General features: G+C 69.3%; 13 protein-coding genes. All 13 read left to right on the top strand.

Annotated features, from left to right (window positions below; genetic code table 11):
* Nucleotides 1-252: 252 nt before the first annotated feature.
* The 13 genes from G495_RS0112315 (at nt 253) to G495_RS18995 (ending at nt 15,125) form a co-directional block, all read left to right on the top strand.
* Nucleotides 253-1,320, top strand: coding sequence for a helix-turn-helix domain-containing protein (locus tag G495_RS0112315; RefSeq protein ID WP_084458220.1), 1,068 nt, complete (start codon nt 253-255; stop codon nt 1,318-1,320).
* A gap of 253 nt (nt 1,321-1,573) precedes the next feature.
* On the top strand, nt 1,574-3,889 hold the full coding sequence (locus tag G495_RS0112310; protein ID WP_028588058.1) for a methyl-accepting chemotaxis protein: 2,316 nt from the start codon (nt 1,574-1,576) through the stop codon (nt 3,887-3,889).
* Nucleotides 3,890-4,199: 310 nt separating this feature from the next.
* Nucleotides 4,200-5,480: a sigma-54 interaction domain-containing protein gene (locus G495_RS0112305; RefSeq protein WP_245588425.1), complete on the top strand. Its 1,281-nt coding sequence runs from the start codon at nt 4,200-4,202 to the stop codon at nt 5,478-5,480.
* Between the two features lie 195 nt (nt 5,481-5,675).
* Nucleotides 5,676-6,134 (top strand): type III secretion system chaperone, encoded by a 459-nt coding sequence (locus tag G495_RS19010; RefSeq protein WP_051445350.1) that lies wholly within the window; start codon nt 5,676-5,678, stop codon nt 6,132-6,134.
* A gap of 36 nt (nt 6,135-6,170) precedes the next feature.
* A complete protein-coding gene (locus G495_RS20520; protein ID WP_028588056.1) occupies nt 6,171-9,338 on the top strand; it encodes a hypothetical protein in 3,168 nt (1,055 codons plus the stop codon).
* 18 nt (nt 9,339-9,356) lie between these two features.
* Nucleotides 9,357-9,665 (top strand): hypothetical protein, encoded by a 309-nt coding sequence (locus G495_RS0112290; RefSeq protein WP_028588055.1) that lies wholly within the window; start codon nt 9,357-9,359, stop codon nt 9,663-9,665.
* Nucleotides 9,666-9,675: 10 nt separating this feature from the next.
* A complete protein-coding gene (locus tag G495_RS20515; RefSeq protein WP_028588054.1) occupies nt 9,676-10,236 on the top strand; it encodes a hypothetical protein in 561 nt (186 codons plus the stop codon).
* 16 nt (nt 10,237-10,252) lie between these two features.
* Entirely contained in the window at nt 10,253-10,756 is a 504-nt protein-coding gene (locus G495_RS0112280; RefSeq protein ID WP_028588053.1) for a hypothetical protein, read from the top strand.
* Nucleotides 10,757-10,787: 31 nt separating this feature from the next.
* Complete coding sequence (locus G495_RS0112275; protein ID WP_156939698.1) at nt 10,788-11,303, top strand: hypothetical protein; 516 nt, start codon at nt 10,788-10,790, stop codon at nt 11,301-11,303.
* A 49-nt stretch (nt 11,304-11,352) separates the two neighbouring features.
* Complete coding sequence (locus G495_RS0112270) at nt 11,353-12,609, top strand: YopB/SseC family type III secretion system translocon subunit (protein ID WP_028588051.1); 1,257 nt, start codon at nt 11,353-11,355, stop codon at nt 12,607-12,609.
* Nucleotides 12,610-12,663: 54 nt separating this feature from the next.
* The gene (locus tag G495_RS0112265) at nt 12,664-13,494 is read left to right on the top strand and encodes a hypothetical protein (RefSeq protein WP_028588050.1); all 831 of its coding nucleotides are present in this window, start codon (nt 12,664-12,666) and stop codon (nt 13,492-13,494) included.
* Between the two features lie 36 nt (nt 13,495-13,530).
* Nucleotides 13,531-14,652 (top strand): hypothetical protein, encoded by a 1,122-nt coding sequence (locus G495_RS0112260; protein WP_028588049.1) that lies wholly within the window; start codon nt 13,531-13,533, stop codon nt 14,650-14,652.
* A gap of 83 nt (nt 14,653-14,735) precedes the next feature.
* Entirely contained in the window at nt 14,736-15,125 is a 390-nt protein-coding gene (locus G495_RS18995; protein ID WP_051445349.1) for a CesT family type III secretion system chaperone, read from the top strand.
* Nucleotides 15,126-15,152 lie beyond the last annotated feature (27 nt).

Raw genomic sequence — 15,152 nt, 5'->3', positions numbered from 1 at the left:
GCCTGCTGCGCACCATGCGGCCCTCGCGCCGCCCCTTCGCCCCGCCCCCGCCTGGCCGCCTGCACACACACCCGGCGATTCCCCTACGTCCCCGAAGGGAAACCACGGCAAACCCCCTGCGATTTCAAGCGGTCCATTCGTTTTCCTGGCACCTTTTTCGCCTTTCGGCGAGACACCGCGTCGCCCCTGCACTAAGGAACAGGGATAACGCGTTCCCTGTGGCGCCCCCCTGCAAATGCCCCGGAGAAACAAATGGTACTATATCTGCAAACAGTTCAAACGCTTCCAGGCCAATCCCAGTGCATGCAATCGGTTTTATGCATGCTATACTCCGCAGCCATGCAATTCCTCCCGCTTTCCTCTTTCCCCCGGGTTGCCACTGGCGACCCGGAGATTGTCCGCAAGGCACTGGGAGCCGCCTACAACGGTGCCGATGTTGACATCAATCCGCACCACGAATTCTCTGCCATCCACAACTGCATCGAGTTTGACCGCATCTCCGTCCACTATGCAGAGATGAGTACAGGATTTCGGCTGCGCACCAGCTCCCTGCGCAACACGCTGACCCTGTACATCGTGCTGGAGGGCGAGATGACCGTCCACGCGCGGGCCATGGAAATAGCCTGCACGCCCGGAGGGTGCGCGGCCATGCTCGATTTCCCGCGTCCCGTGGCCCTGACCCAGCGCCGGGCCCACAAGATCCTGTTCCTGCGCATGCGCCGCCACGCCCTGGAAGACGCCCTGACCCGCCTGCTTGGCTCCCCCATCCAGGCGCCGCTGGTCTTCACCCCCGCCGTGGACCTCGCCAGCCCCGGCCCGCGCCACCTGTGCGCCCTGCTCACCCGGCTGGTCGAACTGTTCGACCGCGAGCCCGCCATGCTCCGCCTGCGTCCCCTCGCCGCGCGCTACGAGGACCTGCTGCTGGCGGCCATCCTGACCTGCCTGCCCCACAACCACCGCCACCGGCTCGACACGGCCACGCAGCCCGGCGTGCCCAAGGTGGTGCGCATGGCCGAGGCCTACCTGGAGGCCAACGCCGAAAAAACCCTGCGCATGGCCGACCTGGCCCGGAGCGTGGGCATGGGCACCCGCTCCATCCAGATGGCCTTCCGGCGCCACCGGGGCTACTCGCCCTCGCATTTCCTGCGCGAGTGCCGCCTGGCCCGCGCGCGGCACCTGCTGGCCCAGGCCGCCCCGGGCACCACGGTGCTGGCCGTGGCCCTCACCTGCGGCTTCGGCTCCCAAAGCCACTTCACTCTTTGCTACCGCAATCGTTTCGGTGAAACGCCGTACGAAACATTACGCAAGAGCTGCCTCTAGCCGTCTGCCCGACATATTTCCATTGCAGCAAGACAAAATCGCACGTTCTTTTTCGCGCGTTCTACATATTTTTCGCCTCCACGCAAGACGCGACACCTGGAAAACGACATTGTTCCTGCGCGCAGGCTCCGTCAGGGCGACGCGGCACCGGGCCGCGCCGCCTTCGCTTCCCCGGCTGCCAACGCGCCCGGGCCATCCGGCCGGGCAGCGCGGGCATCCATCCGGCGCAGACATTCCCTGTGGGGGGGACTCCATGCTCAAGAAAAACCTCGGCACCGTGTTGATCGCCTCCGTGGCCCTGGCCGTGATCCTGGCCGTGGCGGGCATCGTGGCCTACGTGTCCGGCTCCACCTACCACCTGGCCCTGGAGCAGAAAAAACAGGCCATGACCCAGATGACCACCACCAGCCTGGCCGCCCTGGAACTGTACATGGAAAACGTGCAGACCATGGCCACCACCCTGTCGGCGCGGCGCACGGTGCGCGACGCCCTGGAAGGCGACCCCTCGCGGGTGGACGACGACCTGCGCCTCTTCCTGACCGAGGCCGGAAACCTGTGGGGGGTTGTCGTCTTCGACCACACGGGCATGGTCGTGGCCGGGCGCTCGGCCAGCGGCGAGGACCTGGCCGGCAAGAGCCGGGCCGACCGCGACTACGTGCGGGCCATCCTCTCCGGGCAGGACCTGTACGTGCCGCGCGAGCTGCTCCAGGTGGAAAGCGCCGGGGTCAAGACCCTGGCCTTCCCCGTGGCCAAGGCCGTGCGCTCGGCCCAGGGCCAGGTGCTGGGCGGGGTCTGCCTGCTGCCCCTGTGGGAGGAGTTCACCAGGGCCTTCATCGACCCGCCGCGCTTCGGCGAGCGCGGCTACGGGTTCATGCTCGACGCAAAGGGGCGGATCATCGCCCACGCCATGGACAAGTCGCTCCTGCTCAAGGACCTGAGCGAGCACGACTTCATCCGCGAGGCCCTGCGCACGCACGACGGCGACTTCTTCTACGAATGGGGCGGCGAGGCCAAGTACCTCGTGGTGGCCACGGACCCGGCCACCGGCTGGGTGGTCTGCATGAGCGCCTACGTCGCGGAGCTGACCGCCACGGCCACCCGCCAGCGCAACGTGCTGCTGGGCATCGGCGCGGGCGCCGTGCTGGTCCTGGTCCTGACCATCGCCCTGATCGTCAGCCGCCTGCTGGTGCGCCCCCTGCGGCGCATCGAGGCCTTCACCGCCTCCATCGCCGCAGGCGACTTCCGCGCCGACCTGGGCACGGGCTTCCGCTTCGAGATGAAAAGCCTGGCCGAAAACATCCGGACCATGGTCGGCGAGCTCAAGCAGAAGCTGGGCTTCGCCCAGGGCGTGCTGGACGGCTTCGTGCTGCCCTGCTCGGTGTTCGACCGCGACAACCGCGCCACCTTCATCAACGCGCACATGATGCGCGCCCTGGACAAGGACGGCGACCCCAAGGCCCACCTGGGCCAGACCTCGGGCCGCCTGGTCTACGGCGACGACACCCGCGAGACCGTCAGCCTGCGCGCCCTGCGCGAGAACCGCCGCCTGGACGTGGAAACCACCTACACCACGGCCCGGGGCGTCGAGAAGATCTTCGACGTGACCAGCACGCCCATCGCCGACCTGGACGGCAACCTCATCGGCGTGCTGGCCGTGTGGTTCGAGCTGACGGAAATCCGCGCCCAGCAAAAGCGCATCGAGGCCCAGAACGAGAAGATCGCCCGGGCCGCCGCTGCGGCCACCGCCGTGTCCGACCAGGTGGCCTCGGCCTCCGAGGAGCTTTCGGCGCAGATCGAGCAGTCCAGCCGGGGCTCCGAGGAGCAGCGCAACCGCACCGGCGAGGCCGCCACGGCCATGGAGGAGATGAACGCCACGGTCATCGAGGTGGCCAGGAGCGCCAGCACCGCCGCCGAACTGGCCGACCGGGCCAACGCCAAGGCCCGCGAGGGCGAAGCCCTGGTGGACGAGGTGGTGCAGACCATCACCCAGGTCAACACCCGGGCCGAGGAGCTCAAGGCCGATATGACCGAGCTGGGGCGCCAGGCCGAGGGCATCGGCCAGATCATGAACGTCATCGCCGACATCGCCGACCAGACCAACCTTCTGGCGCTCAACGCGGCCATCGAGGCCGCGCGGGCGGGCGACGCGGGCCGGGGCTTCGCCGTGGTGGCCGACGAGGTGCGCAAGCTGGCCGAGAAGACCATGAGCGCCACCAACGAGGTCGGCGCCTACATCCGCGCCGTGCAGGAGAGCGCGCGCAAGAACATCCGCGGCACCGAGGCGACCACCGAGGCCATCACCGCCAGCACCGGCACCGCAGGCCGCTCCGGCGCGGCCCTGCGCGAGATCGTGGCCATGGTCGAGCAGACCGCCGACCAGGTGCGCGGCATCGCCACGGCCAGCGAGGAGCAGTCCGCCGCCAGCGATGAGATCAGCCGCACCACCGAGGAAATCAACAACATCGCCCGCGAGACGGCGGAGGCCATGAACCAGTCGGCCCAGGCCGTCTCGGACCTGGCGCGCCTGGCCCAGGAGCTCAAGAGCATCATCAGCGAGATGCAGAACTGAGCAGGCGCACCACCGGGCCCGGCGGGGGGAGCGAACCGGGAGCGTTCCCCCCGCCACCTGGGCCCGGCCGGACGCCCGGAGCCGCAGCGGCCAGAGGCGCTGTGGCGCAAGGGAAAATCGCCCCGCCCCGCCGCAGGCCAACGTAGGCCGTGACAAATGGCCTGGATACGGCTAAATCGACAACATATGGAATTGAATACGGAGACGCGCGCGCGTCTTCGTCCGGGTCGCGGACCGTGGGCCTTGCCGGAGGCCTGCTCCAGGAGATGCCGGGCGTCCCTGGCCCGGCGGTGCAGCGCTTGAGGGGGGCATGGGAGAACACTCTCGAAAATCCGCGGACTCCGGCGTTTCCGGGGCGCCGTCGGCCCTGGAGCCGTCGGCCCTGGACGCCTTCGCCGTCATGGTCGATGTGTGCGAGCGCCTGGCCTGGGGGGAAACCGCCCAGGCCGAGCGGCTGTTCGCCCTGACCCGGGCGGGCGAGGTGCCCGCGCCCGTGGCCCAGCTGGCCGAGGCCTTCGGGCTCATGCTCGTCAAGGTCGAGGCCCGCGACCTGCACCGCGAGGAACTCCTCGACCAGCTCCGCCGCCAGAACCGCGAACTGGAGCGCGCCTACCGCAAGCTCGGCGAGGAGCGCAACACCCTGGTGCGCACCCTGTGCGGCGCCTACGAGCCCGCCCAGTTCGTGGGCCAGTGCCCGGCCATGCAACAGGCCATGCAGCTGGCCATCTCCATCGCCCGCCACTCCATCAACGTGCTCATCCTCGGCCCCACGGGCGCGGGCAAAGAAGTCTTCGCCAAGATCCTGCACTACAATTCCCCGCGCAGCGGCGGGCCTTTCGTGGCCCTGAACTGCTCCGCCGTGCCCGAGTCGCTCTTCGAGAGCGAGGTTTTCGGCATCGAAAGCGGCGTGGCCACCGGGGTCCACAAGCGCGAGGGCCTCTTGCGCCAAGCCCACGGCGGCACGCTGTTCCTGGACGAGATCGCCGACATGAGCCCGGCGCACCAGGCCAAGTTCCTGCGTGTGCTCGAAGCGCGCGAGGTGGTGCCCGTGGGCGGGGCCAAGCCCGTGCCCGTGGACGTGCGCATCGTCTGCGCCACCAACCGCGACCTGGAGCGCGCCGTGGCCGACGGCGACTTCCGCGAGGACCTCTTCTACCGCATCCATTCCGTGATCCTGAACCTGCCGCCCCTGGCCGAGCGCGGCGAGGACATCCTCATCCTGGCCCGGCGCTTCCTGGCCGAACACACCGACAAGGGCCTGACCCCCGCCGCCGAGCGGGCGCTTTTGCACTACGACTGGCCCGGCAACGTGCGCGAGCTGCGCAACGAAATGGAGCGCGCCGCCGTTTTGACCTTCGGCCCCCAGGTGGACGAGGGCGACCTCTCGCCCCGGGTGCGCGGCCTGGGCCGCGACGGCGGGGCCGACCCGGCCAGCCTGCGCCTGGACGACAACGAGCGCCGCCTGATCCGCAAGGCCCTGGACCGCGCCGGGGGCAACAAGACCCGCGCCGCCGAGCTGCTGGGCATCACCCGCGAGGGCCTGCGCAAGAAGCTGCTGCGCCACGACGCGGAAGGAGCCGAGGACGACTAGGCGCCAACAACGCTGGCGCTGGCGCCAACGCCGGTCCCGCCAGCACCGGGAAGAGCAAGATTGCATCATGTTGAAATAAAAAGATTTCATATCGAAACCCGTCTTGGCATCCCCCTTGCTAAAGACGAAACAAGGGCAACAACGCTGCACCCCCTGGCCAAGCGCGCCGGGGCCGACCCCCGAAGGAGCCAGCACATGGACATCGCCAAGAACGCCCAGGCCATCCTGGACTACGTCAACACCGCCGTGGGCGGCCAGGGCCTGGCCTTCGACGCCAACGGCGTGGCCGCCATGACCGTGGACGGCGACATCGCCTGCCTGTTCTGCCTGGTGGAGCCCGACCACGAGCTGGTGGTCACCCTCTACCTGGGCCGGGTGCACGAGACCGACGCGCCCCTGCTGCACGAGATGCTGTGCGGCAACTACATGGGCGCCTACACCGGCGGCGGGACCCTGGGCATCGACGCCCAGGAGAACCTGGTGGCCCTGCACCAGCACTTCCCCCTGCCCGTGGACGAACCCGCCTGGATCGAGGAGCCCCTGGCCGCCCTGGTGGGCGCGGCGCGCTACTGGCGGGCCAAGGTCAAGGCCGCCTCCAGCGGCCCGGCGGCCCCGGCCCCGAACGCACCCGCCCCGGGCATGATCCGCATCTGATCGCAACGGCGCCGCCACGCGCCAAGGGGAATTCTCATGGGCTTTGAAACCACCCTCAACGTCCCGCTCCTCGGCACCGGGCCCACCCAGGGCCTGGACCAGGGCGTCCAGTCCGGGACCACCGTCCAGGGCGGCATCACCCCCGAGCGCGTCGGCGTCCTCCAGCAGCAGGGCCGCCAGGTTGTCGGCCAAGCGCCCCTGGGCAGCCTGGGCCCCATGGTCAACACCTCCCAGCAGGCCCTGAACCAGGCCCTGGACCAGTGGGAGAGCACGGCGCCCCCGCGCTCGCTCATGCCCAAGAGCGTCGGCCTGAGCATGCCGCCCGACGGCCACCTGGCCCAGGTGGACGGCAAGATGGTCGAGCACGAGATCGAGGCCCTGCCGCAGGACCAGCGCGACCAGGCCGTGCGCGACATGCCGCGCGTGCTCCAGGAGCGCGTGGAAAGCGGCTACCGGCTGTGGGACGGCATCCGCAACGGCACCGTCCACGGCCCGGCCACGGCGGAGAACATCCGCGACCTGACGACCTTCCTCATGGCCAAGGCCAACGAGAAGGGCGCGACCTTCAGCGAGGGCGCCTTCAGCATCGAGGACCCCGGGCACCGCCTGCGCGATTTCCTGGACTCCAGCCCCGAGGTCTACCAGCGGCCCTCCTCGCATATCGACGGCTTCCAGGGCTCCCCCGGCGGCGGGCACCGCGGCATCGACATGCTCGACGGCCCGACCCTGCCCTACGGCAAGGCCACGGTGCTCTACGGGGCCCTGAACGCGGGCACCGAGGGCCTGCCCGGCAACGACCGCCTGTTCCTCAAGATGGAGGAGCACGGCTGCCGCCTGAGTTCCGGCTCCGTGCGCCGCGACCCGGGCGGACCGGCGGACCGGCCCATGCGCTTTTGGCGCGACCTCCAGCAGACCCTGGGCCACGCCATGGGCTTTTTCCGCACCGCGCTGCGCGGCCTCTCGGGCGGGCGGCTGTTCCCCAACGCGCCGGACTCGCGCAAGGAGCGCATCCCCACCGGGCTGTCGCGCCAGTACAAGGGGCTCATCGAAACCATGACCCGGGCGGGCAAGAACGACCTGGCCGACCTGCTGCGCGCGAACAACCCCACCTCCAAGAGCCAGGGCCTGCGGACCATGCTCGCCAACCTCGACATCGTGCTGGCCCAGGACACCCTGACCGAGGGCGAGCGCGCCGAGGTCAAGGGCCTGCGCGACACCATCGCCTCGCGCTACGACCACCTGGACGTGCGCATCGGCGACGAGGTGGTGCTGAACCAGGACGAGCTGGCGGGCACGGCCCCGGGCTCCCATCTCAAGGGCCAGATCCGCGAGGCCGTGGGCGGCCTGCTCTCCGGGCCAACCACCCCGGAAAAAATCAACACCTTCGTGGAGCAGGTCGTGCGCGCCAGCGCCATGCTCGACGGCACCGGCGACGTGGACGAGGGCGTGGACGCGCTCTCCCAGGCCCTGACCGAGGCCACCGCCTCCCTGACCCAGGACCAGCGCCAGCAGCTTATCGAGACATTGCAGTCGCCGCAGTGCCGGGGGCTCGTCGGCGCGCTGGTCGATGTCATCGCCTCGGGCGGCGAAACCCTGCCCGGGGACCTCGGCCAGCAGGACCTCGCCTCCGTGACCAGCACCACCAACAAGGCCACCAACGCCCTGCTGCTGCTGGCCCAGAACCTGGGCCTGGAGGACCACGGCCCGGGCGAGGCCAGCCCCGAGCAGACCCAACAGGTCACCCGGATGCTCGACTCCCTGGGCAAGGACTTCGCCGTGCGCGGCGGCACCGACACCGTGCGCGCCCAGGAAGCCCGGCGCACCGATCTGTCCGGCCAGATGATCGGCATGCGGCCCCTGTCGGAAATCCGCCCGCAGATCGGCCACGGCACCGTGACCCTGGGCCGCGACGTGCAGGCCCTCCAGGAAGGCGAGCCCGACACCCAGGCCATCGGCCAGACCCTGGTGCGCACCCTGACCCAGGACCTGCACACCGACGGCACCCTGGGCGCCAAGGGCCTGCCCCAGCGCTTCATCCCCGACTTCATCCGCAACGGCGTCACCGTCAACGGCCAGTTCTTCACCGGCGACGACAACGCGCCCGAGGGCGTGCTCGGCGAACAGCTCCAGGCCTTCATCGACGCCTGCGGCGGGCCGGAGAAGGCCCAGCAGGTCGCCCGGCTGGTCGGCCAGGGCACCCTGGGCCGCCTGATGTCCGCCCTGGCGGAAGACCCGGCCACGAGCCCGCTGGTGCAGGCCTTCATGGGCCACGGCGGCGCGCCCATCCACGGGATCGACCCGGCCACGGAGGCGCCCTCGGGCATGCGCTTCTCCGTGACCATCGACGGCGAGACCATGAAGCTGCACTGCGAGCACTCCGAACAGCGCTTGGGCAACGGCGACTACGACATGGGCGAGCAGCACGCCCTGGACATCACCATCCAGGGCTTCGGCAGCGACGACCCGGTGCTGCGCCTGGACAACTGGGACGCCCTCTACAGCTCCTGCCCGCCCCAGCGGGTGACCACCCTGGGTGTGGACACCCTGCGCGGGAACAGCACCGAGGGCACCTTCACCGTGGGCGCCCGGACCACCTCGCTGCTAAGCGGCGCCGTGGACAAGCCCGTGATGACCGCGACCATCAGCCAGGGCCTGACCACCGAGCTGGGCAAGGACCGCCTGCTGGGCTACCGGGGCCTCAACCGCGACTTCATCGAGGATTTCTTCCGCAGGCCCATCACGGTGGACGGCCAGACCTACGGCGGCGGCGGCACCAACCTGCCCGAGGACGAACAGCACCGCCGCCTGGACGCCTTCATCGACGCCGTGGGCGGCGAGGGCCCGGCCCGGCAGGTGGCCCAGGTGACCTTCCAGAACGTGTACGGCCTGGTGGACACCACCATGCTCAACTACCCGCCCACCCAGCCGCTGCTGGCGACCTACATGACCCACGAGGGGCCGACCCTGTCCTCCGTGGCCGACTTCACCCTGACCACCAAGCCCGACGGCTCCATGGACGTGCACATGGACTACGTGCAGCAGAAGGGCGCCTCCCAGCATTCGGACCCGCCGGGCCTGGAATTCGGCAAGGTCGGGCGGATGGACTTCACCCTCTCCGGCCTGGGCACCGACGCCCCGCAGGTCGAGCTCTCCGGCTGGGACATGTTCTACGGCCTGAACCCCTCCCCGCCCCAGGGCCACTAGCGGAAAGGAACAAGACACATGCGTGAAGACCTGAACCAGACCCTGGCCACCCTGCGCCGGGAAGCCGAGGAGGCCGACGCCGAACTGCGCCGCCGCCGCGACGCCGTGCACAAGGGCCGCCAGCGCTACCAGGCCCTGCTGGGCGCCGTGGGCCTCACCGAGGAGGAGGTCGCCCTGGCCGTCAGCGAGAACCTGATCCACCCCGAGGCCTACGACATGATGCGCAAGGCCATGGACGAAACCCGGCGCGCCGAGGCCGACGCCCCGGCCGGCGAGGCCGCCGACGAACCCGTCAAGCGCAAGAAGCGCATGATCGTCAAGCTCTAGGAGACCGACCATGGCCGACCTGCTTTCAGCACTCTCCATCGCCCGCTCCGGCACCAAGTTGGACAGCGCCGGCACCGCCAGCCTGACCACGGGGGCCACGGCCAAGCTCAAGGCCATGATGGGCGACAATCCCATGGTGTCCTTCGCCATCCTGTGCGTGGCCGCCGCCGGCCAGGGCCAGGCCAAGATGGAAAAGGCCTACGAGGCCTACGAGGACACCACGGACTACTACAAGGAAGTCAACAAATACTCCCAGGAGGCCGCCGAGAAGCAGCGCGACGCAGCGGACCAGGACAAGGCCACCTACATGTCCAGCGGCATGGTCGCCTTCTGCGACAAGAACAATATCGGCTACTCCACCAAAGGCAACGACAAGAAGCACAACGAGGACGAGTGGCAGAACCTGCGCGACGGCCTGGACTACGAGAAGAACATCGCCTCCACGGACATGAAGATGGCCGGGGCCAAGTTCGACCAGGCCGCCAAGGACTGCGACAGCGCCCAGCAGATGGCCGTGGACTGCGTGAAGAAGAACACCGACGTGTTCGGCACCCTGGCGAAAACGCTCTGAGCAAGGGGGATCTCCCATGTCTTTCGACAAAGAGTACCTGAACGAACAATGGCCCGCCCTGCGTGCCAGACTCATGGCCGAAATGCAGGCCAAGGGCCATGTGCGCGACCTCATCGCCATGCCCCGCGAAGGCCTGGAGGAACTCTACGCCCAGGCCCGCGCGGCCTACGCCGTGGAGGATTACGCCCAGGCCGAGAACGTCTTCATGGGCATGGCCCTGTACGGCGCCAAGGACCCGCGCGGCTGGCTGGGCTACGGCGGCGCCTGCGAGGCCCAGCGCAAATGGGAGCAGGCCGCCCTGGGCTACGGCATGGCCATGGCCCTGACCCCCGGCGACCCCGTGGCGGCCTACCGGGCCGGGGTCTGCCTGATGGAACTGGACAAGCCCTGGGCCGCGCGCGACGCCTTCGAGGCCGCCGCGTCCACCATGGACGCCATGCAGGACAACCCCAAGAAGCTGCCCTACGCCCAGCGCGCCGCGTCCATGCTGCGCATGCTGGACGAGAAAGGGCAGTGCTGACCCCAAGCCAAACCCGCAACCCCCGAGCAATATGATGAACGACCTGTACTCTCCCGAAGCGATGGCCCAGCTCACCGCCATACGCGACACCCTGACCAAGGAAATCGAGGCCTCCGGCGGCTCGCCCCAGGCGCCGCTGCTCCCGCGCCAGGCCATGGAGGGCCTCTACGCCATGGCCCACGCGGCCTACAGCGTGGAGGACTACGCCCAGGCCGAGTCCCTGTTCCAGGCCATGGTCCTGTTCGCCTCCGCCGACCCGCGCGGCTGGCTCGGCCTGGCCGGAGCCTGCGAGGCCCAGCGCAAATGGGCCGACGCCGTGCGCGGCTACGCCGTGGTCATGGGCCTGACCCCGGGCGACCCTGTGGCGCCCTTCCGCATGGGCGTGTGCCTCATGGCCATGGGGCTGCCCGAGCAGGCCCAGGGCGCCTTCGAGACGGCCCGCGAGGCGGGCGAGGCCTCCGGCGTCGCCCCGACCCTGGCGGCCTACGGCAGGCAGGCCCGGTCCATGCTCCGGCTGCTGGAATCCCGTAAAGACACCGCGCGCTGAAGCGAGCCGCGACATGCCGCGCCCAAGGGGGCGCCCAAAGGAGTACGCCATGTCTTTGTTGGGCATCGACACGAGCCAGCTGATCGCGAAGTACCAGGCCAACGAAAGCGAATGGACCGACGTGGAGCTGGCGCTGCAAAAGGCCTTCCCGGGCAAGAGCCTGGAGGAGATCCACGCCGCAGCCACCATCTTCATCGCCCAGAATCCGGGCGCGACCATGGACGAGCTGCTCACGGCCCTGCAAGCGCAGTTCGCCATCAGCATCTCCACCGAGCTGGCCGCCGAAATCCGCAAGGAGTGGGACGAGTTCTCCTCGGCCAGCACCCTGAACCCGGCCGAGCTGCTGGCCGTGCTCGACGACTACGACGCCGACTCGGTGAACACCCACTCCCAGGCCTATCTGATGTTCCTCATGCAGCACCTGCAAGAGGAGATCGAGCGCCTGACCGCCGAGAGCATCGAGGTCTCGCAGCAGGCCGACAAGGGCCGCTACGAACTGGCCAAGGAAGATCTCAACAAGAAGATCGAGGAAATGAACTCCAAGCCCCCGAGCGGCTTCCTGAAATGGCTGGGCGCCGTGGCGGCGGTCATCGGCGCGGCCATCGCCGTGGCCGTGGCCGTGGTCATCTCGGTGGGCACGGGCGGCGCGGCGGCGGGGCTGGCCATCGCCGCGGCGGCCATCGCCTGCACCCTGGCGGTCTCGGCCATCGCGGGGGCCGCCTCGGACGGCAAATACTCCCTTGCGGGCATCACGGCCACGATCCTTGAGGCCTGCGGCGTGCCCAAGGAGACGGCGCGCTGGATCGGCATCGGCCTGGAGATCACCCTGGCCATCATCGGCGCCATCTGCTCCCTGGGCGCGGGCTTCGCCGCCTCGGGCGCCAGCGCCGCCAGCACGGCGGCCAACACCGCCAGCACCGCCACCAGCACGGCCAGCACCGCCGCCACCACCGGCGCCAGCGCCACGGGCGCGGCGGCCACGGCGGCCAACACCGCCAGCACCGCCGCCACGACCATGGAAAAACTGGTCAAGCTGCTGAACATCGCCAACTGCCTGATGCAGGTGGGCGTGGGCGTGGCCACGGGCGCCAAGGCCGTGGTGGACTTCCAGTACACCATGGAGCAGGCCGAACTGCTGGAGCTCAAGGCGCTCATGGAGAAGCTGCTGCAGATCCTCAAGACCTCCCAGCAGGTGGCCGAGGCGCTGCTGGACGCCATCTTCAGCGCCATGCGCGACATGATCACCGAGACGACCCAGAACTTGCTGGAAACGCTGATGAAGACGTCCAGCCCCGAGCTGGCCTAGGCGCGTGCGCCCATACCGCGCGGCCCGGGGCCGCGCATCCACCCAGGAGGCATCATGAGCGACATCACCATCTCCGGCATCTCCACCGCCCTCGGGGCCAACCTGCTCTCCGGCGACGCGAAGGAGTGGCAGGACGTGGAGCAGAAGCTCACCGCCCTGCTGCCGGGCATCGATACCCAGACCCTGAGCGCGGCCATCACCGACTACATCGAGGCCCACCCCTCGGCCACCCCGGGCGAGGTGCTCGAGGCCGTGGTCAACCAGCTCAACCCCGGGCTGGCCGCCGACCAGGTGGCGGCCCTGCGCACGGAGTGGGAGCAGTTCGCAGCCACCACGACCCTGGACGCCGCCAGCCTGCTGGCGGTGATGAAGACCCCCGAAGAGGTGGTCACGCCCCAGAGCGTGCGCGACCTCATGGCCATGCTGCTCATGCTGATGATCGAGGTCATGGGCGAGGAGTCCGCCTCGCAGCTCATGGAGGGCTTCGCCCAGCGCGACGAGATCATGGCCCTGGCCAAGGAGAAGGCCGCCGAAATGCGCGCCATGGCCTGGACCCAGCTCGCCCTGGGCCTGACCAGCGCGGCCATCAGCATCGTTGGCGGCCTGGCGGGCATGGGCTTCAAGGATTCCAGCAAGGCCATGCTCTGGAGCCAGGTGGTCGCGGGCTCGGCCAAGCTCTTCGACACCGCCAGCCAGTTCGCCACCTCCATGATCCAGGCCAACATCGCCGAGATCGAGGGCAAGTCGCAGGTGGCCCAGATCCGCAAGGAGACGGCCCAGAAGCTGGAAGACCTGGCCCGCGATCTGGTCAGGACCTTCATGGAAATCTACAACAGCCTGCTCCAGCAGCAGTACCAGACCATGTCCAAGCTTTCCAACGTGTAGGCCCGCCCGCACGGAGCAAGGACAAGGGGGGAGCGGATGTCTCTTCTGGGCATCGACACCAGCCAGCTCATCGGCCGCTACGAGGACAACCAGGGCGAATGGGCCGACGTGGAGCAGGCGCTGCGCAAGGCCTTTCCGGATCAGAGCATGGCCGAGCTGCACGCGGCGGCCACGGCCTACGTGTCCTGCAATCCCGGCGCCACCATGGACGAACTGCTCACGGCCCTGCAGGCGCAGTTCGCCGTGACCATTTCCGCCGAGCTGGCGGTGGAAATCCGCCAGGAATGGGACGAATTCTCCCGGGCCAGCGCACTGAACCCGGCCCAGCTGCTGGCCGTGCTCGACGACTACGACGCCGACTCCGTGGACACGGGTAGCCGGGCCTACCTGATGTTCCTCATGCAGCACCTGATCAAGGAAATCGCCCGCCTGAGCACGGAGACGGACCTCAAGGCCCTGGAATCGGACATGGAGCGCTACCAGGCCGAGATGGACAAGCTCTACGCGGCCACCACGAAAGCCACCACCGGCACCGACGGCACCGAAGACGCGGGCACCGACGCCACGCGCACCCCGGCGGAACGCTGGCTCTTCGCCGCCGCCGCCGTGATCAACACCGCCATCGTCCTGACCCTGACCGCCGCAATGGCGCTCCTCATCGGCCCCGGGGCCCTGCTCATCATGGGCATATCCCTGACCGTGGGCACGCTGGCGGTGGTCGATGCGGCCACCGACGGCGGCGTGACCAAGGCCCTGGCCGACCTCTTCCAGGCCCTGGGCATGACCGAGGGCAAGGCCGAGCGCACGGCGGAGAACTTCGCCATCCTTTCGGCGGTGCTCTCCGGGGTGCTGGGCATCGCCGCCTACTTCGGGGCCGGGCCGCTCATCCAGGCCCTGACGGGGGCGACGACCCAGGTGGTGCAGGAGCAGACCACCCCCGGCGGCGGGCGCACCCTGCCCGACGATCCGCTGTCCAAGTCCGAAGGCGAGTTCTACCAGGCGCTGGTGGCCGAGCTGGTGGCCCTCTTGCGCCTGGCCCAGGGCCTGGACCTGGCCACCCTGGACGCCATCTTCGCGGCCATGCGCGACGTGGTGACCGAAACGGGCAGCAGCGGCGCGGGCATCGTGCAGCAGGAGTTCCTCCCGAACATGGCCTAGCCGGGCACCACCGGCAGCGCGACCAGGGGCAAACAGGGCGAAGCCCCGGTCGCGGCACGACACTTCCGCCCGGATGACCCGTCATGCTGGAGCAATGGATCGATACGGTGTGCCGCGCCGCAGGCTGGCCCCGCCCCGCCCAGGACGCCCGGGGCCGCTACCGCTTCCGGCTGGAGGGCGGCCAGAACGTGGACGTCGGCTCCCCCGATGGCCGGGTGCTGCGCCTGTCCGCCGACCTGGGGCGCCTGACCCCGGGCCCGGGCGGCGACGCCCTGCTGCGCAAGGTCGGCCTGGCGGCCCTGGCCCGCGCCGCGTCGGACACGGGCGTGGTGTCCCTGGATACGCGCCGGGGCATGCTGTGCTACGACGCCGAGCACCTGCTGGGCATCATGCGCGCCTCGGAGATGCACCTGGCCCTGCAACATTTTCTGGACGAAATGGACTTCTGGGGCGACCTGTGCAAGACTGGCTGAGATTTCTTACTTTTGGGGGCCTTAGGC

This window comes from Desulfocurvus vexinensis DSM 17965 (assembly GCF_000519125.1).
Taxonomy (GTDB): Bacteria; Desulfobacterota; Desulfovibrionia; order Desulfovibrionales; family Desulfovibrionaceae; genus Desulfocurvus; species Desulfocurvus vexinensis.
This window is presented reverse-complemented; position numbering and strand designations above follow the sequence as displayed.